Origin of the sequence: Vallicoccus soli (assembly GCF_003594885.1) — a bacterium.
Classification (GTDB): Bacteria; Actinomycetota; Actinomycetes; order Motilibacterales; family Motilibacteraceae; genus Vallicoccus; species Vallicoccus soli.
This window is the reverse complement of the sequence record NZ_QZEZ01000005.1, coordinates 171,059-188,575: the sequence shown is the minus strand read 5'-3', so window position 1 is coordinate 188,575 and position 17,517 is coordinate 171,059. Positions and strand designations below refer to the sequence as shown.

The following is a 17,517-nucleotide window of genomic DNA, read 5'->3' as shown; positions in this document are numbered from 1 at the left end:
CCCGTGACGCTCCGCGAGCCGGGCGTCGTCGAGCTGGGGCGCGAGCGCGCCCGCGAGCTGGCCCGCGAGGAGCTGTCCCGGCGCGAGTACCAGCTCGACCGGCCGGGCCTCGTCGAGCGGGTCCGCGAGCGCGCGCTGGAGCTGCTCGGGGACCTCCTCGACCGCGCGGCCGGCGCGGCACCGGGCGGCTGGCCTGGCCTGGTGGCCGTCGTGCTGCTCGTCGTCGCCGTCGTGGTGGGGCTGCGGCTGCGGCTCGGCCCCCTGGGCCGGGCCCACCGCGCCGGCGCGGGCGCCCTCTTCGCCGGGGACGCCCGGCGCAGCGCGGACGAGCACCGCGCCGCCGCCGACGCGCACGCCGCCGCCGGCCGCTGGGACGACGCGGTCCGCGAGCGCGTCCGGGGCCTCGTCCGGGGCCTGGAGGAGCGCGGCCTGCTCGACGCCCGGCCGGGCCGCACCGCGGAGCAGGCGGCGCGCGCCGCCTCGCGCGCCCTCCCCGCGCTCGGCCCCGAGCTGGCCGGCGCGGCGCGGCTGTTCGACGCGGTGGCGTACGGCGACCGCCGGGCGCGGCCCGAGCACGACGCGCGCCTGCGCGACCTCGACGCGCGGGTCCGCGCCACCCGCCCGGGGGCGCCCGGGGGCCCGGGCGGCGGCGAGGGCCGCCCGCGCGGCCCCGTGGCGGCGGTGCCGCGGTGAGCACGGCAGGCACGGCGGGCACGGCGGGCGCGGCGGCCCCGGAGCGGCCGGCGACGAGCCTCGACCCGACGGCCCGCGACGTGTGGCGCGCGGCGCGGGGCCCGGTGCTCCTCGCCGCCCTCGTGCTCCTCGGCGCGCTGGTGCTCGCGCTGCTGCGCACCGGCGGCTCCGCGGGCCTGCTCGACCCCGGCGCCACCGACCGCGCGGGCAGCCGCGCCCTCGCCGAGCTGCTGCGCGCGCAGGGCGTCGAGGTGCGGGTGACCCGCACGACGAGCGCCACGGTCGGGGCCGTGGGCGAGCGGGGGGCCACGACGGTCCTCGTCACGCAGCCGGACCTGCTCACCGCCGAGCAGGTGCGCCGGGTCGGCCGCACGGGCGCGGACCTCGTGCTCGTCGCCCCCACGGGCCCCGCCCTCGACCTGCTCGCCCCGGGCCTCGCCGTCGTCGGGGAGGGCGGCGAGGACGCGCGCGGCCCCGGCTGCGGGCTGCCGGTCGCCCAGCGGGCCGGGTCGGCCGAGGTCGACGGCGCGGCGTACGGGCGGGGCGGCCCCGTGGGGCAGCCGCTGGCGCTGTGCTACCCGGCGGCGGACGGCGGCGCGGGCCTGGCCGTCCTCGACGACCCCGACCGCACGGTGAGCGTCCTCGGCGGCCCCCGCCCGCTGACCAACGACCGCCTCGACGACGCCGGCAACGCCGCGCTCGCGCTGGGCCTGCTCGGCGACGAGGAGGTCCTCGTCTGGTACCTCCCCTCCCTGGGCGACCTGCCGGAGGGCGCCCAGCGCCCGCTGACCGAGCTGCTGCCCGGGTGGGTGCTGCCGGCCCTGGCGCAGCTCGGCGTCGCCGTCGCGCTCCTCGCGCTGTGGCGGGCCCGCCGGCTCGGCCCCGTCGTCGCCGAGCCGCTGCCGGTGGTGGTGCGCGCGAGCGAGGCGGTCGAGGGCCGCGCCCGCCTCTACCGCCGCTCCCGGGCCCGCGGGACCGCGGCGTCGGCGCTGCGCGCGGCGGCGCTGGAGCGGCTGCGGGCGGCGCTCGCGCTGGGCCGCGCCGACCCGCCGGACGCCGTCGTGGCCGCGGTCGCCGCCCGGTCCGGCCGCCCGGAGGCCGGGGTCCGCGACCTCCTGTACGGTGCGCCCCCTGCCGGTGACGCCGCGCTGGTGTCGCTGGCCGACGCGCTCGACGCCCTGGAGAGGGAGGTACGCCGCACGTGAGCGAGCAGCCGGACCAGCGCCCGCCCGACCCCGCCCGCGAGGCGCTCGTGGCGCTGCGCGCGGAGGTGGCCCGGGCGGTCGTGGGCCAGGACGCCGCGGTGAGCGGGCTCGTCGTGGCGCTGCTGTGCCGCGGCCACGTCCTGCTCGAGGGCGTGCCGGGGGTGGCGAAGACCCTCCTCGTGCGCACCCTCGCCGCGGCGCTCGACCTGGACAGCAAGCGCGTGCAGTTCACCCCCGACCTCATGCCGGGCGACATCACCGGGTCGCTGGTGCTCCAGGGCCGCTCCGCGGACCTCACCTTCCGCCCCGGACCGGTCTTCACCAACCTGCTGCTCGCCGACGAGGTGAACCGCACCCCGCCGAAGACGCAGTCCGCGCTGCTCGAGGCGATGGAGGAGCGCCAGGTCACGGTGGACGGGCTCGCGCGCCCGCTGCCGGACCCCTTCGTCGTCGCGGCGACCCAGAACCCGCTGGAGTACGAGGGGACGTACCCCCTGCCCGAGGCCCAGCTCGACCGCTTCCTGCTCAAGCTGGTCCTGCCGCTGCCGGGCCGCGACGACGAGGTCGAGGTGCTGCGCCGGCACGCCGCGGGCTTCGACCCGCGCGACCTCGCCGCGGCCGGGGTCCGGGCGGTGGCCGGCCCGGCGGACCTCGCGGCGGGGCGGGCGGCGGTCGCCCGGGTGCAGGTGGCGCCGGAGGTGCTCGCGTACGTCGTCGACCTGGTCCGCGCGACCCGCACCTCGCCCGCGCTGCGGCTCGGCGTGTCCCCGCGCGGGGCGACCGGGCTGGTGGCGGCGGCGCGCGCCTGGGCGTGGCTGTCCGGGCGCGACTTCGTGACCCCCGACGACGTGCAGGCGCTGGCCCGGCCGGCGCTGCGGCACCGGCTCGCGCTGCGCCCCGAGGCCGAGCTCGAGGGCGTCAGCGCCGACGCGGTGCTCGACGGCCTGCTCGCCGCGGTGCCGGTGCCGCGCTGAGCGGGCGCGCGGGGAGGGGGGCGGCGGCGTGGCGCTGACGGCGCGCGCGGGGCTGCTGGCGCTGGCCGGCGTGCTCGTCGTCGCGCTCGCCTGGCCGTCCGCGACCGGCGTCCTCGTCGTGTCGGGGCTCGTCGTCGCGCTCGCCCTGCTCGACGTGGCGCTCGCGCCGAGCGTGCGCCGGCTCGCCCTGGCCCGCTCGGGCGACGCGTCGGTGCGCCTCGGCGAGCCCGCCGTCGTGCGGCTCGCGATGCGCAACGACGGCGACCGGACGGTGCGCGGGGCGCTGCGCGACGCCTGGCCGCCCAGCGCCGGCGCCGCGGCGCAGCGGCACCGGCTGCGGGTGCCCCCGGGCGAGGTGCGGACGGTGGAGGCGCACCTGCGCCCCACCCGCCGCGGCGACCGGTACGCCGCCCGCACCACCGTCCGCGCCCTCGGCCCCCTCGGGCTGGCCGGGCGCCAGGGCTCGCACGACGTCCCGTGGCGCCTGCGGGTGCTGCCGCCCTTCGCCTCGCGCCGGCACCTGCCGGCCGCGCTGGCCCGGCTGCGCGAGGTCGACGGCAGCACGGCGGTCAACGTGCGGGGCCAGGGCACCGAGTTCGACGCGCTGCGCGACTGGGTCGAGGGCGACGACGTGCGCTCGATCGACTGGCGGGCGACCGCGCGCCGCCGGGAGGTCGTGGTGCGCACCTGGCGGCCCGAGCGCGACCGGCACGTGCTCCTCGTCCTGGACACCTCGCGCACGGCCGCCGGGCGGGTCGGCGACGCGCCGCGGCTGGACGCCGCGCTCGACGCCGCCCTGCTCCTCGCGGCGCTCGCCGCGCGGGCCGGCGACCGGGTCGACCTGCTCGCCTTCGACCGGCGGGTGCGGGCGGACGTGCGGGGCGAGACGGGCGCGGCGCTGCTGCCCGCGCTCGTGCAGGCGATGGCGCCGCTGGAGGCCGAGCTCGTCGAGGCCGACTGGCGGGCGCTCTCGGCGGCCGTCCTGGCCCGCGCCCGGCGCCGCTCCCTCGTCGTCCTGCTGACCGGGCTGGACCCCGCCCCGGTCCAGGAGGGGCTGCTGCCCGTGCTCGGCGGGCTCGCCGCGCGGCACCAGCTGCTCGTCGCGGCGGTGGCCGACCCGCGGGTGGAGGAGCTCGCCGCCGCGCGGGGGGACGCCGCCTCCGTGTACGGCGCCGCGGCCGCCGAGCGCGCCCGGCTCGACCGGGCCCGCACGAGCGCGCTGCTGCGCCGCCGCGGCGTCGAGGTGCTCGACGCCCCGCCGGAGCGGCTGCCCCCGGCGCTCGTCGACCGCTACCTCGACCTCAAGGCGGCCGGGCGCCTCTGACCCCCCGCCGATCTGCTCGACCGGGCTGCTCGGCCGGGCCCCTCGACCGGCTCCTCGATCGGACCGGGCAGAAATCCTTCATCCCGCGGCGCGGGCGTCGATGGGTGGGGCAGCGGCCCCCGCCGCACCGGGGCACGGAAGCCCCTCTCGACGATCGAACGGAGTCCCCCGCATGCTCTCCCCCCGCCGCGCCGGCCGCGCCGCGCTCAGCACCGCCGTCGCCGTCTCCGCCCTGGCCGGCGGTCTCGCCCTCGGCACGGGCTCGGCCACCGCCGCCGCCCCCACGATCACCTCGGTCGCGCCGCACCTCGTCGCCGCGCTGACCGCGAACCAGATCATCACCGTCACGGGCACCGGCTTCTCCGAGGACGTCATCGCCGACGTCTCGGTCACGGGCTGCACCACCGACCCCGTCTACATCGTGAGCAGCCCCACCAGCCTGCTGCTCAAGACCGCCGCCGACTGCGCCGCGGGCACCAACGCCGTCGTCACGCTCAAGGACGACCAGGGCGCCACGCTCGTCGCCTCCACCCCGAACAGCGCCACCGCCACCGTCGCGGCCGCGCACAAGCTGAACTTCGTGGCCGCACCGACGATCAGCGCCAAGGCGACGACGCACCCGGTCATCCAGGCCAACACGAGCGCCCACGCGCAGAGCGAGCAGGTCATCACCGCGCCCGTGGGCGGCGGCACGACGGTGAAGGTCACCGCCGGCAGCACGCCGTTCGTCAACACCACGGCCACCCCGCTCGCGGCCACCCTCGGTGGCGTCCCGCTCACGGGGATCGTCATGGCCAGCGGTGGCGCCTCCTTCACCGGCAAGGTGGGCCCGCACGCGGCGGGGGCGGTCGCGCTCTCGGTCACCAGCGGTGGCGTCACCAAGACGTTCTCCGTCGCCGACACCGACTTCTCCTACGCCGGCAACACCATCACCGTCACCCCGGCCTTCGGCCCGTCCAACGGCGGCAACGACATCAAGATCGCCGGCACCGGCTTCACCGCGGGCTCCACCGTCACCGTCTGCGGCACCGCCGCGACCGTGAAGGCGGGCACCACCGCCACCGCGATGACCGTCACCGTGCCGAAGTCGGCCACCACGGCCGTCGACGGCCCGTGCACCGTCAAGGTGACGACCGGCACCGTCAGCAGCGTCGTGACGCCCGGCAGCACCTACACGTACGTCGCCCAGGGCTGAGCCCCGGCACCCGCCCGTACGGCAGCAGGGCCCGCACCCCTCGGGGTGCGGGCCCTGCTCGCGTCGTCGGCTCAGCCGGCGGCGGGGAGCACGTCCCCCGCCTCGGCGCGCTCGAGGTCGCCGGTCTCGCCGCGGCGCACGGCGCGGCGGCCGAGCACGACGACGTACGCGAGGAACGCCACCTCGACGACCACGCCGATCCCCACCCTGGCCCACGTCGGCAGCGGGGACGGCGTCACGAACGCCTCGACCACGCCCGACACGAGCAGCACGCCGACGAGCCCGAGCCCGATGGCGGCGGCCGCGCGCCCCTCCTCGGCGAGGGCCCGCGAGCGCGTCCGCTCCCCCGGCGACACGACGGTCCAGCCGAGCCGCAGCCCGGCGCCGGCCGCGACGAAGACGGCGGTCAGCTCGAGCAGCCCGTGCGGCAGGATCAGCCCGAAGAAGAGCCCCAGGCGGTCGTTCGCCGCCATGAGGCCCGCCGACGCGGCGACGTTCAGGGCGTTCTGCAGGAGCAGCCACAGCACCGCGAGCCCGAGCGTCGGCGCGCCGAGGGCCAGCGACAGCGCCGCAACCCAGGCGTTGTTCGTCCAGACGCGGAAGGCGAACGAGCCGGCCGGGTCGGTCGAGTAGTAGTCCTCGAAGTCCTCCTCGACGAGCTGGCGGACCTCCGCCGGCGAGCCGATGCCGGCCTGCACCTCGGGCGTCGAGGCGACCCACGCCGCGATCGCCGCGGACACGAGCACGAAGGCGAGCGCCGTGGGCACCCACCAGCGCATCGACCGGTAGCACGCCGCGGGGAACACCACGAGGACGAAGCGCAGCACCTCGCGCCAGGCGGGCGCGTGCGCGCCCGTCACCGCCGAGCGGGCCCGGGCCACGAGGGTGGACAGGCGCGCGACCAGCGCGGCGTCGGGCGCGGCGGAGCGCACGACCGACAGGTGCGTCGCCGTGCGCTGGTAGAGCTCGACCAGCTCGTCGACCTCCTCGCCGGCGAGCCGGCGCCGCCGGGACACCAGCTCGGCGAGCCGGTCCCACTCCCGGCGGTGCACCGCCACGTACGCGTCGAGGTCCACCCTGGCAGGCTAGGGCCGTGGTGGAGCCGTGAGCGACCTGGTCACCGGCGAGGCGGTCGCCCTCGACCTGCGGGTGGCCCGCCTGCCCAGCCGGGCCGTGGCGCTGGCGCTCGACCTGCTGCTGCAGGGCGCGGCGCTGCTCGGCGGCGTGCTCGCGGTGTACGGGGTCGCGACCGACCCGGCGCTCGAGGCGGCGCTGAGCCTCGTCGTCGTCGTGGCCGTGCTCGTCGGCTACCCGGTCGTCGCGGAGACGCTGTCCCGCGGGCGCACGCTCGGCAAGGCGGCGATGGGGCTGCGCGTGGTGCGCGACGACGGCGGGCCGGTGCGCTTCCGGCACGCGCTCGTGCGCGGCGTGGTGGCGGTCGTCGAGCTGTACGGCCTCGCCGGCGTGCCCGCCGCGCTCGTCTCGCTGGCCTCCGAGCGCGGCAAGCGCGTCGGGGACCTGCTCGCCGGGACGGTCGTGGTCCGCGAGCGGGTCGGCCGCGGCGAGGAGCCGCTGCCGGCGCAGATGCCCCCCGGCCTCGAGGGCTGGGCCCGCGGCCTGGACCTGTCGCGGCTGCCCGACGACCTCGCCCTCGCCGCGCGGCAGTACCTCGCCCGCTGGCACCAGCTCGCCGACGGCCCCCGCGAGGAGGTGGGCCTGCGCCTGGCCCGGGCCGTCGCCGAGCGGGTCGCGCCGTACCCGCCGCCCGGCACGCCGCCGGCGGCGTACCTGTCCGCCGTGCTCGCCGAGCGCACCCGGCGCGCCCTGGTCGGCGGCGGGCAGGGCGGGAGCGGGCAGGGCGCGGTGCCGTACCGCAGCGCGGGACCGTACGGACCGCCCGCGCCTCCAGCGCCTCCCGCGCCGCAGCCGGGCCCGGCGCCGGTGCAGCCCCCGGCGCACCGGCCGGCGCCCGGCGGCTTCGCCCCGCCCTCCTGAGCGGTCGCCGGGCGCGGGGCCCGGCGACCGCCTCGGGCGGTGGTCAGCAGTGGTCAGTAGCGGTAGTGGTCCGGCTTGTACGGGCCCGCCACGTCGACGCCGATGTACTCGGCCTGCTCCTTGCTCAGCTGCGTCAGCTTCACCCCGAGCGCGTCGAGGTGCATGCGCGCCACCTTCTCGTCGAGGTGCTTGGGCAGGACGTAGACCTTCTTCTCGTACTCGTCGTTCTTCGTGAACAGCTCGATCTGGGCGATCGTCTGGTTCGCGAAGGAGTTCGACATGACGAAGGACGGGTGCCCCGTGGCGTTGCCGAGGTTGAGCAGGCGGCCCTCGGACAGCACGATGATCGAGTGGCCGTCGGGGAAGACCCACTCGTCGACCTGCGGCTTGACCCGGTTGCGCACGACGCCCGGGGTGCGCTCGAGGCCGGCCATGTCGATCTCGTTGTCGAAGTGGCCGATGTTGCCGACGATCGCCTGGTGCTTCATCTTCGCCATGTCCTCGGCGGTGATGATGTCCTTGTTGCCGGTCGCCGTGATGAACAGGTCGGCGGTGGACACGACCTCGTCGAGCGTCGTGACCTGGTAGCCGTCCATCGCGGCCTGCAGCGCGCAGATGGGGTCGATCTCGGTGATGATCACCCGGGCGCCCTGCCCGCGCAGCGACTCCGCGCAGCCCTTGCCGACGTCGCCGTACCCGAAGATCACCGCGACCTTGCCGCCGATGAGCGTGTCGGTGCCGCGGTTGATGCCGTCGATGAGCGAGTGGCGGGTGCCGTACTTGTTGTCGAACTTCGACTTGGTGACCGAGTCGTTGACGTTGATCGCCGGGAAGAGCAGCGTGCCGGCGCGCGCGAACTCGTAGAGGCGGTGGACGCCCGTCGTCGTCTCCTCGGTGACGCCCTTGATGCCCTGCCCGATCCGGGTCCAGCGCTGCGGGTCCTCGCCGAGGCTGCGGCGCAGCAGGTCGAGGATGACGCGGTACTCCTCCGGGTCCTCCTCGGTGGCGGTCGGGACCGCGCCGGCGGCCTCGAACTCGGTGCCCTTGTGGACGAGGAGGGTGGCGTCGCCGCCGTCGTCGAGGATCATGTTCGGGCCCTCGCCGCCCGGCCAGACGAGGATCTGCTCGGCGCACCACCAGTACTCCTCGAGCGTCTCGCCCTTCCAGGCGAAGACGGGCACGCCGGCGGGCGCCTCGGGGGTGCCGGTCGGGCCGACGGCGATCGCCGCGGCCGCCTCGTCCTGCGTCGAGAAGATGTTGCAGGACGCCCAGCGGACCTGCGCGCCGAGCGCGACGAGCGTCTCGATGAGCACGGCCGTCTGCACGGTCATGTGCAGCGAGCCGGCGATGCGGGCGCCGGCGAGCGGCTGGCTCGGGCCGTACTCCTCGCGCAGCTTCATGAGGCCGGGCATCTCGTGCTCGGCGAGCTGGATCTCCTTGCGCCCCCACGGGGCGAGGGAGAGGTCGCGGACCTTGAAGTCGCCGGTGGCGGTGGTCGCGGGGGTGGTCACGTGGGTGTCCCTCCGGGTCGATGGGGTGCCCGGGGGTGGCCCGGGCCCGTGCGGGCCGCGCGCCGCGACGGCCCGGGTGCGGGCGTGCGGGGGCGACCGGCCCGGCGCGGCCCCTCCGGGCCTCCCATCGGTGACGCCGAGCGCTCCCACCGATGCTACCCGTCGGGGCCCTCGCCGGCCCGCCCGCCGGCCCGCCCGCCGGCCCGCCCGCCGGTCTGCCGGCCGGTCTGCCGGGGCGCCCGCGGCGGCGTCCGGCGCCGGGGGCGGCGCAGCCCGTCCGCGACGAGCGCGGCGGCGCCGGCCGGGTCCAGGGCCGCGAGCGCCCCGCCGGTCCAGCGCGGGTCGTCGGTGACCTCGCGCACGACGAGCGCGGCCTCCAGCGGCAGGACGAACGCCCCGTACGCCTCCGGGGCCAGCTCGACCTCGGCCGTCACCAGCCCGTGCAGGACGCCGTGGAAGACGTCGACGGCCACCCGGGCCCCCTCGACGGCCAGCAGGTGCCGCGTCTTGTGCAGCTCGCGCCCGGGCAGCGAGCGGCGCAGCAGGGCGTACTCCTGGGGCGAGAGGTACGTCGTCGTGTGCGCCACCGACGAGGGCCCCTCCCCCTCGAGCGGCACCTTCTGCCCGAGCTTGAGGGTGGTCGTCCCGGTCCCGAGGTCGGTGCTCTGCCGCAGCCGCAGCCGGGTGCCCTCGACGTAGTGGTCGCGCAGGTCGATCCGCCGGACGCCGGGCCCGTGCAGGGCGTACGGCGGCGCGGCGAGCACCCACCGCCGCTCGCGCTCCGCCCGGGCGTAGCGGCCCGGGCGGGCGCGCTGCCCCTCGGGCGCAGGACCGGCCACGACCCCATCGAACCGCACGGGGGCGCGGCCGGTCCCCCGGCCTCACACGGCCTGACGCGGCCTCAGCGGCCGTACGTCTCCGCGCGGAGCGCGTCGCGCAGGCCGTCCTGGGCCGGGGCGGGCGCCGGGGCCGGGGTCGCGCCCAGCGTGCGCGCGGCGGCGGCCGGCGCTGCGGGCACCGGCTCGGGCAGGCGCTCGCAGACCACGTCGGCGGTGCGCCCCCGCACGCGCCGCGGCAGCTCGCCGGTGGCGAGGTACGCCGCGATCCGGTCGTCGACGCAGGCGTTGCCGGCGAGGGAGTTCGCGTGCGTCGCGCCGCCCTCGGTGGCGATGAGCCGCGAGCGCGGGAACCGCTCGCGGACCTCGAGGTTGCCCGCGTACGGCGTCGCCGCGTCGAGCGTCTCGCTCACGAGCAGGACGGCCGGTGCGCGGCGCCCGTCCACGCGCACCGGCCGGTCCGCCGTGGCGGGCCAGAACAGGCAGGGCGCGTTGTACCAGGCGTTCGCCCAGGTCTCGAACGGCGCGCGCTCGGCGATGCGGGTGTTGTCGCGCCGCCACTGCTCCCACGACGTCGGCCACTGCACGTCGGTGCACTGCGTGCCGAGGTAGACGGGGTAGCCGCCCTCGATGTCCTCGGGCTCGCCGTACGCCTCGACGAGCGCCTGGGCGTCGCCGTCGTGCGCCCACGCGGCGAACAGCTCGGCGGTGCCCGGCCAGGCCCCCTCGTCGTACCCGGCGCCGAGGACGATGTCGGTCCACTCGCTGGGCCCGACGAGCCCGGCCGCGGGGGCGTCGCGCAGCTCGGCCTTCTCGGCGTACCAGCGGGCGCTGACCGCCTTGCGGCTCCTCCCGAGGTGGTAGACCTCGTCGTACCGCGCGACCCAGGCGAAGAACAGCTGGATGTTGCGGTCGAACGCGACGTCCTGGTTGAGGTTCGCGCGGTACCAGACGTTGCGCGGGTCGACGTTGCTGTCCAGCACCATGCGGCGCACCCGCTGCGGGTAGAGCGTCGCGTAGACCTGCCCGAGGTAGGTGCCGTAGGAGAAGCCGTAGAAGTTGATCCGCCGCTCGCCCAGGGCGCGGCGGATGTGCTCCATGTCGCGGACGTTGTCGCGGGTCGTGAGGTGCTCGAGCAGGTCGCCGCCGGCGCGCGCGCAGTCCGCCGCGTAGCCCGCGGCCCGGCGCAGCCAGGCCCGCTCGACGGCCGGGGTGACCGGGTCGTACGGCGGCCGGTCGTACCCGAAGTAGCCCGGGTCGCAGGACAGCGACGGCTCGCTCGCGCCGACCCCGCGCGGGTCGAACCCGATCCAGTCGTACGCGGCACCGGCCCCGTCCGGGACGAACGTCTGGAGCACGGAGAACACGAGCCCGGAGCCGCCGGGCCCGCCGGGGTTGACGAGCATGACGCCCTGGTACTCGTCGTCCGGGACGGTGTGCTCGACGCGCGAGACCGCCAGGCGGATCTGCTCGCCGCGCGGGCGGTCGTGGTCGAGCGGGACGCTGACGAAGCCGCACTCGGCGCCGTACGCCTGCAGGGTGCCGTCCTCGCACGGGCCCCAGTCGACGGTCCCCCCGCTGGCGGCGGGCGCGGTCGGCGCCGGCGCGACGGGGGCGGGCGCGGCGGTGGCCGCGGTGGTGGGCACCGCGAGCGCGGCGGCGGCGAGGAGCCCCACGGCGCAGCGGGTGAGGGACCTGGTCACAGGACCTCCTGGTCGACGGCGGGGGCGACGCCCGCCCCCGGCGGGGCGACCCTCCGCCCGGCGGCGGCGGCTGTCAAGGGACGCAGCGCGGCGCGCGGTCAGGCGACCGGGTCGTGCAGCCCCGTGTCGGCGGGCCCGGTGGCCCAGCGGGTGAAGCGCACCCGCAGCCCCTCCCCCTGCGGGGCGCAGAGGTACGGCCCCGCCAGCGCCGCCGCGCCCGGGTCCAGCGGGGCGAGGCGCAGCATCCGCCACGGCCCGCCGCCGCTGCGGGCGCGCAGGGTCAGGGCGTCGCCGGCGCGGCTCGCGCGCACCGTGACCGTCGTCCCCGCCCACTCCGGCACGGGCGCCATCGACCAGTCGGAGGCGCCGCGGGTGACGACGGCGCCGAGCTGCGGTGCGCCGTCGCTCACCTCCACGCCGGCCTTGGTCCAGGTCCGCTCGTCGACCCGCACGAGGACCCCGGCCTGGTCGTAGAGCCGGTCGTGCGCGGCGACGAAGGAGACCTCGACGGCCTCGCCGGCGGCGAGCGGGGCGAGCAGGGCGTGGCCGCTGTCGCGGACGAACCCGTACGAGGTGGTGCGCCACAGGTCGCTGCCGCCGGCGGCGAGCACCACGAGGTCCCCGCCGTCCTCCCGCGCCTCGGGCGGCGGGTTGAGCCAGGTGCCCTGCGACCAGGGGACGCGCGTCGTCACGGGGCGAGCCTCGCACGGCTCACAGCGGCAGCAGCCACTCCTCCCACTCCTCGAGCGGTCGGAAGCCCACCGCCTCGTTGATGGCGATCATGTGGCGGTTGACCGCCGCGTTCCAGGTGTGGACGCAGCGGCTGCCCGGGCACGCCTCGCGGAAGCGCCGCAGGTTCAGGACCTTGAGCACCAGGCCCAGGCCGTGACCGCGGTGGTCGCGGTCGACCAGGAGGTCCCACTGGTAGGCGTGCTCCGGCGTGAACCGCGAGGCGGCGAGGTCGGTCCAGCCGACGAGGCGCCCGCTCGCCGTGTGGCGGACCGCGGTGCTGACGACGGTGCGCCCGCACTCGTGCGGCCACTCGTACGAGGCCCTGGTGCGCCCGGCGTCCCAGCGCTCGGGCTTCCAGTCGAGGTCGCCCATGGGCACGTCCACCGACATCGCGACCCGCAGCCGCGCGAGGTCCTCCAGCAGCGCGTCGTCGGGCGTCCCGGTCCAGCCCAGCGCCTCGTAGCCCCCGGGCACGGGTGGCGGGTCGAGCTGCGCTCCCTGCAGGTCGAGCACCCGCCGGACCTCCGCGAGCGCGGCGCTGCCCCCGTGCGCGCGGGCGAACGCGGCGCCGGGGGGCTCCTCCCCCAGCGGCCCGCCGACCTCCGCCACCAGCCTCGTGCGCCCGTGCCCGCGCGCCACCTCGCGCACGGCGCCGAGCAGGGCCGTGCCGCCGCCCCTGCGGCGGTGCGGTGGCGCCACGAACACGTCGACCTCCGCGACGTCCTCGTTGTCCTCCAGCGGCAGGTCGACCTGGGCGCCGCCCACGACGTCGCCGGACTCCGTGCGCAGCACGAGCCGCTCGGTCGCCGTCGCGGGCCGGTCGGTCGACGCGACGAGGCGCACCTCCTCCCAGGGGTCGTCGGGCAGGCCGCGGTGGTCGTGCCGGAACGCGCTGTCCCGCGCGTCGAACCACGCCCGCAGCGAGGGCTCGTCGCCGCGCTGCCAGCGGTCGACCCGCCAGGTCACCGGGCCCCGACCCGCAGCCGGCCCAGCAGCTCCTCGGTCGCGGCGGTCACCGCGTCGACCGCGTCCTGGAACGCCTCGGCGTTGGCCGGCGACGGGGCGCGGAAGCCGCTGACCTTGCGGACGTACTGCAGCGCCGCGGCGCGCACGTCGTCCTCCTGGACCTGCTCGACGTACGGCGGGCGGAGCGTCTTGATGCTGCGGCACATGCGGCCGACGGTACGCGCGGCGGGGCCCCCGGTCAGCCGGGTTTCCGGCGCGCGGTCCGGCGCGGTCGGTACGGTGCCGGAGCGGCGACCACGTGAGGAGCGCACCGTGCTGTACGTCCTGGTCGGCGGCCCCGCGGAGGGCCGCACCGTGGAGTTCCACGAGCTCAACGTGCCGCGCGACCGGGTCGTGCACCGCGAGTGCGGCTGGTCCTACCTGCCCACGGGCAGGCAGGACGAGCAGGGCCGGTGGCTGGCGCAGGCGTACCTCGACTGAGCGGCCCGACGGGTCTAGCGTCGGGGGCGCACGGGCCGGGAGCGCCCGGCCCGGCGGACCCCGGGAGGTCGCCGTGCTCGTGAGCCGACTGCTCGCCGCCAAGGGGACGGACGTCGTCACCGTGGCCCCGGAGACCCCCGTCCGCGACCTCGTCGACCTGCTCACCGGGCGGCGCATCGGGGCGGTGGTCGTGTCGCTGGACGGCGCCCGGGTCACCGGGATCGTCAGCGAGCGCGACGTCGTCGCCGCCCTGGCCGCCCACGGTGCCGGGGCCCTCGACCTGCCGGTCGCCGCGATCGCCACGCCGGACGTGCGCACCGCCGCCCCCTCCACGACCGTGGAGGAGCTCATGGTCCTCATGACGACGCAGCGGGTCCGCCACGTCCCCGTGCTGGCCGACGGCGCGCTGGCGGGGATCGTCAGCATCGGCGACGTCGTCAAGCACCGGATCGACGAGCTGGAGCGGGAGCGGACGGCGCTGCAGGACTACGTGGCGCAGGCGCGCTGACCCGGGGGCGCCTCAGACGTCGGTGAAGTGCTCGACGCGCGGCGGGCCGGCGAAGTGCGGGCCGATGAGCGCCCGCCAGCGCCCGAACGCCTCGCTCGCGCGGAACGCCTCGTGCGCCTCGACGGAGTCCCACTCGACGAGCAGCACGAAGCGGTCGGGGGTCTCCACGCCGCGGGTCATCCGCGCCGACCGGCAGCCCTCGGCCGCGGTGATGACCGTCCTCGCCTCGCCGTACGCCGCCGCCATGGCGTCCTCCGAGCCGGGCACCACGTCGATGAGAGCGACCTCGAGCACCATGCGGCGCAGCCTCGCACACCCGGCGCGGCTCGGGCATGCTGCCCCTCGTGGACGAGCAGCCGGACCTCGCACCCCTCGACCTCGAGATCGGCCGCGTGCTCGCGGTGGTCGCGCACCCCGACGACGTGGAGTACGGCGCCGCCGCGGCCGTCGCGGCCTGGACGGCCGCCGGGCACGAGGTCGCGTACCTGCTCGCCACCCGCGGCGAGGCCGGCATCGACGGGCTGGAGCCCGCCGAGTGCGCCCGCGTCCGCGAGGAGGAGCAGCGCGCGAGCGCCCGCGTCGTCGGCGTCGAGGTCGTGGAGTTCCTCGACCACCCCGACGGCGTCGTCGAGTACGGGGTGCCGCTGCGCCGCGACATCACCGCCGCGGTGCGCCGGCACCGCCCGGACACGCTGCTGCTGTTCAACCACCGCGAGACGTGGGCGCCGGGGACGCTGAACTCCCCCGACCACCGCGCCGTGGGCCAGGCCGGGCTCGACGCCGCGGGCGACGCCGGGAACCGGTGGGTCTTCCCCGAGCTCGGCCCGCCGCACCAGGTCCGCGCCGCGCTCGTCGCCGGGTCCCCCCTCGCCACCCACGCGATCGACGTCTCCGCCACCGTCGACGCGGGCATCGCCTCGCTGCGCGAGCACCGCGCCTACCTCGAGGGGCTCGGGGACCACCCGATGGCGGACCCGGAGTTCCTGCGCGTGTTCCTCGAGCAGGCCGGCACCCGGTTCGGCGGTCGCCCGGCGCTCGCGGTGGAGGTCTACCGCTTCTGAGCCCCGCCGCCCGTGCTGGCCGGGACGAGCGGGCCCGTCGCGTCCCCGAGGAGGGTGGGCAGCTCGCGCTGCGCGCCGCCGCCCCGGACCGTGCCGTGGTCGTGCGCGGACGGCGCGGCGCCGGGAGCGTCGTCGGCGCTGCCCGCCCGAGGAGGGGCGCGCCACGGGCAGGACCCTCAGCCGGCGCCGGCGCGCACCGGCTCGCGCCGCTCCGGCTCCGCCTCGCGGGCGAGGCGCGACGGCCACCAGAAGCGCGGGCCGAGGAGCAGCACGAGGGCGGGCACGACGAGGGAGCGGACCAGGAGGGTGTCCAGCAGGACGCCGAGGCCGACGAGCACGCCGAGCTGGCCGAGGAGGATGAGCGGCAGCACCCCGAGCACCGCGAAGACGGCGGCGAGCAGGACGCCGGCGCTCGTGATGACCCCGCCGGTGACGGCGAGCGCGACGAGGACGCCGCGGCGCGTACCGACCCGCGGGGCCTCCTCGCGGGCCCGCGTCGTGAGGAAGATGTTGTAGTCGACGCCCAGCGCCACGAGGAAGAGGAACCCCACGAGCGGCACGTTGGCGTCGAGCGCCGGGTCGCCGAACCACCGCGTGACGATCAGGGCGCTCGCGCCCAGCGCGGCGAAGTACGTCGCGACGACCGTCGCCACGAGCACCACCGGTGCGACGAGCGCCCGCAGGAGCACCGCCAGCACGGCGAGCACGACGACGAGCACCAGCGGGATGACGACGAGCCGGTCGCGGGCGGCGGCCTCGCGGGTGTCGTGCTCGGTGGCCACCGGGCCGCCGACGAGGGCGGTCCCGCCGCCGACGTCGTCGAGGCGCTCGCGCAGCCCCTCGATGGCGGCGTCGCTCGCGTCCGTGCCCGCGGCGGCGTCGACGACCACCTGCACGGCGGCGAGGTCCTCGGCGCGCTCGGTGACGCGCGCGTCGGACACCCCCGGCACCTCGAGCGCGGCCGCCGCGACGGCGTCCGCGTCCGCGACGGGCGCCACGACGGACAGCGGCTGCGACGCCCCCGCGGAGAACGAGCGGGCGAGCGTCTCCTGCCCCTCGACGGCCTCGACCCGCTCGCGGAACTGCTCCGTCTGGGACAGCCCGACCCGCACGCCGAGCGTGCCCGCGGCGAGCACCGCGACCGCGAGCGCGCTGAGCAGCACCACGGCGACCGGCCGCCGGGCCACCGCGGCGCCGACCCGCGCCCAGGGCCCGTGCAGCGCCCTGTCCCCCTGCCCGACCCGCGGCACGAACGGCCAGAAGACGCCGCGGGGCAGCACGACGAGGGCGGCGGGCAGCACGACGAGGGCGTACACGAGCGCGACCGTGATGCCCAGCGCGCCGGCCAGCCCGATGTCGCGGTTGAAGGTCAGCGACGCCGCGAGCAGGCAGAGCAGCGACAGCACGACGGTGCCGGCGCTGGCCAGGACGGCCGGGCCGGCGCCGGTCAGGGCGTCGCGCATCGCCTGCCGCCGGTCCTCGGTGCGGCGCAGCTCCTCGCGGTAGCGGGCGATGAGCAGCAGGGCGTAGTTCGTGCCGGCGCCGAACACCAGGATCGAGCTGATGCCCTCGGTCGACGGGTCGAGCGGCGTGCCCGACGCCCGGGCGACGATCGTCAGCAGCGACGCCGCGACCTGGTCCCCCACCGCGACGACGAGCAGCGGGACGAGCCAGAGGAACGGGCTGCGGTAGGTCACGAGCAGCAGCAGCGCCACGACGACCACGGTGGCGCCGAGCAGCGTGACGTCCGCGCCGTCGAAGACGCCGGCGAGGTCGGTGGTGAAGGCCGCCCCGCCGGTCACCTGCGCGCTCAGCCCGTCCGGCAGCCCGGCGCGCACGACCTCGCGGACCTCCTCGACCACCCGGGCCACGCGCTCGGAGTCGCGGTCGGCCTGCAGCGGCACGGTGAGGACGAGGGCGGTGCCGTCCTCCGACGGCAGCGGGGGCGGCAGCGCGCCCCCGACGGCCAGCGCGCGCAGCTCCCCCGCGTCCTGCGCCGCCGCGGCGCGGTCCTGCGCGGTGAGCGGGTCGCCGCCGCGGGCGTAGACGACGACGGCGGGGTCGAGCTGGCCGCTCGGCAGCTCCCGCTGCAGGGCGGCGGCCCGCGCCGACTCCGCGGACGCCGGCAGCCCCGACGTCGGGTCGCCGCTCGACGGCGCCTCCCCGCGCAGCCCGAGGGCGAGCCCCGAGAGCACCACCGCCACGAGCAGCACGACCCACGCCGAGCGCCGTCCCGTGACGAGGTGCCGCGCCCGCTCCGCGATGCCCATGAGCCTGGTCCTTCCACGACGAGAACGTTCGACGATGGAAAGAGTAGGGTGTGCGGGGCGGTAC

18 protein-coding genes are annotated in these 17,517 nt (G+C 77.7%); 9 read left to right on the top strand and 9 right to left on the bottom strand.

The features are described from left to right. Positions 1-3: 3 nt before the first annotated feature. The 5 genes from D5H78_RS12150 to D5H78_RS12130 all read left to right on the top strand — a co-directional run bounded on the left by D5H78_RS12150 (position 4) and on the right by D5H78_RS12130 (position 5,391). Positions 4-693, top strand: coding sequence for a DUF4129 domain-containing protein (locus tag D5H78_RS12150; RefSeq protein ID WP_119950756.1), 690 nt, complete (start codon positions 4-6; stop codon positions 691-693). Continuing rightward, positions 690-1,898, top strand: a complete 1,209-nt coding sequence (locus D5H78_RS12145) for a DUF4350 domain-containing protein (RefSeq protein ID WP_119950755.1) — start codon at positions 690-692, stop codon at positions 1,896-1,898. Before D5H78_RS12150 ends, D5H78_RS12145 begins: the two co-directional genes overlap by 4 nt. Next, a complete protein-coding gene (locus D5H78_RS12140; RefSeq protein ID WP_119950754.1) occupies positions 1,895-2,872 on the top strand; it encodes an AAA family ATPase in 978 nt (325 codons plus the stop codon). The genes D5H78_RS12145 and D5H78_RS12140 overlap by 4 nt, the downstream gene beginning before the upstream one ends. Before the next feature lie 28 nt (positions 2,873-2,900). Then, positions 2,901-4,196 (top strand): DUF58 domain-containing protein, encoded by a 1,296-nt coding sequence (locus tag D5H78_RS12135; RefSeq protein WP_119950753.1) that lies wholly within the window; start codon positions 2,901-2,903, stop codon positions 4,194-4,196. A 172-nt stretch (positions 4,197-4,368) separates the two neighbouring features. Further along, positions 4,369-5,391, top strand: coding sequence for an IPT/TIG domain-containing protein (locus tag D5H78_RS12130; RefSeq protein ID WP_165865718.1), 1,023 nt, complete (start codon positions 4,369-4,371; stop codon positions 5,389-5,391). 71 nt (positions 5,392-5,462) lie between these two features. Here D5H78_RS12130 and D5H78_RS12125 read toward each other — a convergent pair whose 3' ends face one another. Beyond that, positions 5,463-6,467, bottom strand: coding sequence for a stage II sporulation protein M (locus D5H78_RS12125; protein ID WP_119950751.1), 1,005 nt, complete (start codon positions 6,465-6,467; stop codon positions 5,463-5,465). Between the two features lie 28 nt (positions 6,468-6,495). Between D5H78_RS12125 and D5H78_RS12120 the strand changes: the two genes are divergently transcribed. Further along, positions 6,496-7,386 (top strand): RDD family protein, encoded by an 891-nt coding sequence (locus tag D5H78_RS12120; RefSeq protein WP_119950750.1) that lies wholly within the window; start codon positions 6,496-6,498, stop codon positions 7,384-7,386. A gap of 53 nt (positions 7,387-7,439) precedes the next feature. On the opposite strand, the gene ahcY is transcribed toward D5H78_RS12120, so the two are convergent. The 6 genes from ahcY to D5H78_RS12090 all read right to left on the bottom strand — a co-directional run bounded on the left by ahcY (position 7,440) and on the right by D5H78_RS12090 (position 13,340). After that, entirely contained in the window at positions 7,440-8,897 is a 1,458-nt protein-coding gene (ahcY, locus tag D5H78_RS12115; protein ID WP_119950749.1) for an adenosylhomocysteinase, read from the bottom strand. Between the two features lie 155 nt (positions 8,898-9,052). Further along, on the bottom strand, positions 9,053-9,736 hold the full coding sequence (locus D5H78_RS12110; protein WP_119950748.1) for a CYTH domain-containing protein: 684 nt from the start codon (positions 9,734-9,736) through the stop codon (positions 9,053-9,055). A 62-nt stretch (positions 9,737-9,798) separates the two neighbouring features. Further along, the gene (locus tag D5H78_RS12105; protein WP_218566539.1) at positions 9,799-11,436 is read right to left on the bottom strand and encodes an alpha/beta hydrolase; all 1,638 of its coding nucleotides are present in this window, start codon (positions 11,434-11,436) and stop codon (positions 9,799-9,801) included. A 98-nt stretch (positions 11,437-11,534) separates the two neighbouring features. Next, on the bottom strand, positions 11,535-12,128 hold the full coding sequence (locus D5H78_RS12100; RefSeq protein ID WP_119950747.1) for a DUF1349 domain-containing protein: 594 nt from the start codon (positions 12,126-12,128) through the stop codon (positions 11,535-11,537). Positions 12,129-12,147: 19 nt separating this feature from the next. Then, positions 12,148-13,134 carry a GNAT family N-acetyltransferase gene (locus D5H78_RS12095; RefSeq protein WP_119950746.1) on the bottom strand — a complete coding sequence of 329 codons (987 nt, stop codon included), beginning with the start codon at positions 13,132-13,134 and terminating at the stop codon, positions 12,148-12,150. Beyond that, on the bottom strand, positions 13,131-13,340 hold the full coding sequence (locus D5H78_RS12090) for a DUF2277 domain-containing protein (protein ID WP_119950745.1): 210 nt from the start codon (positions 13,338-13,340) through the stop codon (positions 13,131-13,133). Before D5H78_RS12090 ends, D5H78_RS12095 begins: the two co-directional genes overlap by 4 nt. 106 nt (positions 13,341-13,446) lie before the next feature. Between D5H78_RS12090 and D5H78_RS19360 the strand changes: the two genes are divergently transcribed. After that, the gene (locus D5H78_RS19360) at positions 13,447-13,614 is read left to right on the top strand and encodes a hypothetical protein (RefSeq protein WP_165865717.1); all 168 of its coding nucleotides are present in this window, start codon (positions 13,447-13,449) and stop codon (positions 13,612-13,614) included. A gap of 73 nt (positions 13,615-13,687) precedes the next feature. Next, a complete protein-coding gene (locus tag D5H78_RS12085; protein WP_119950744.1) occupies positions 13,688-14,122 on the top strand; it encodes a CBS domain-containing protein in 435 nt (144 codons plus the stop codon). Positions 14,123-14,134: 12 nt separating this feature from the next. On the opposite strand, the gene D5H78_RS12080 is transcribed toward D5H78_RS12085, so the two are convergent. Beyond that, complete coding sequence (locus D5H78_RS12080) at positions 14,135-14,419, bottom strand: antibiotic biosynthesis monooxygenase family protein (RefSeq protein WP_119950743.1); 285 nt, start codon at positions 14,417-14,419, stop codon at positions 14,135-14,137. Positions 14,420-14,454: 35 nt separating this feature from the next. Here D5H78_RS12080 and D5H78_RS12075 point away from each other — a divergent pair, with 35 nt between their 5' ends. After that, a complete protein-coding gene (locus tag D5H78_RS12075; RefSeq protein WP_119950742.1) occupies positions 14,455-15,183 on the top strand; it encodes a PIG-L deacetylase family protein in 729 nt (242 codons plus the stop codon). Between the two features lie 176 nt (positions 15,184-15,359). Here the strand turns inward: D5H78_RS12075 and D5H78_RS12070 are convergent, their stop codons facing one another. Beyond that, entirely contained in the window at positions 15,360-17,453 is a 2,094-nt protein-coding gene (locus tag D5H78_RS12070) for an MMPL family transporter (RefSeq protein WP_119950741.1), read from the bottom strand. Positions 17,454-17,517: the final 64 nt, after the last annotated feature.

Bases quoted from the DNA above. Each gene is read 5' to 3' on its own strand.
- D5H78_RS12070 (WP_119950741.1), bottom strand. From the start codon at position 17,453: ATGGGCATCGCGGAGCGGGCGCGGCACCTCGTCACGGGACGGCGCTCG.
- D5H78_RS12090 (WP_119950745.1), bottom strand. From the start codon at position 13,340: ATGTGCCGCAGCATCAAGACGCTCCGCCCGCCGTACGTCGAGCAGGTC.
- D5H78_RS12080 (WP_119950743.1), bottom strand. From the start codon at position 14,419: ATGGTGCTCGAGGTCGCTCTCATCGACGTGGTGCCCGGCTCGGAGGAC.
- D5H78_RS12130 (WP_165865718.1), top strand. From the start codon at position 4,369: ATGCTCTCCCCCCGCCGCGCCGGCCGCGCCGCGCTCAGCACCGCCGTC.
- D5H78_RS12075 (WP_119950742.1), top strand. From the start codon at position 14,455: ATGCTGCCCCTCGTGGACGAGCAGCCGGACCTCGCACCCCTCGACCTC.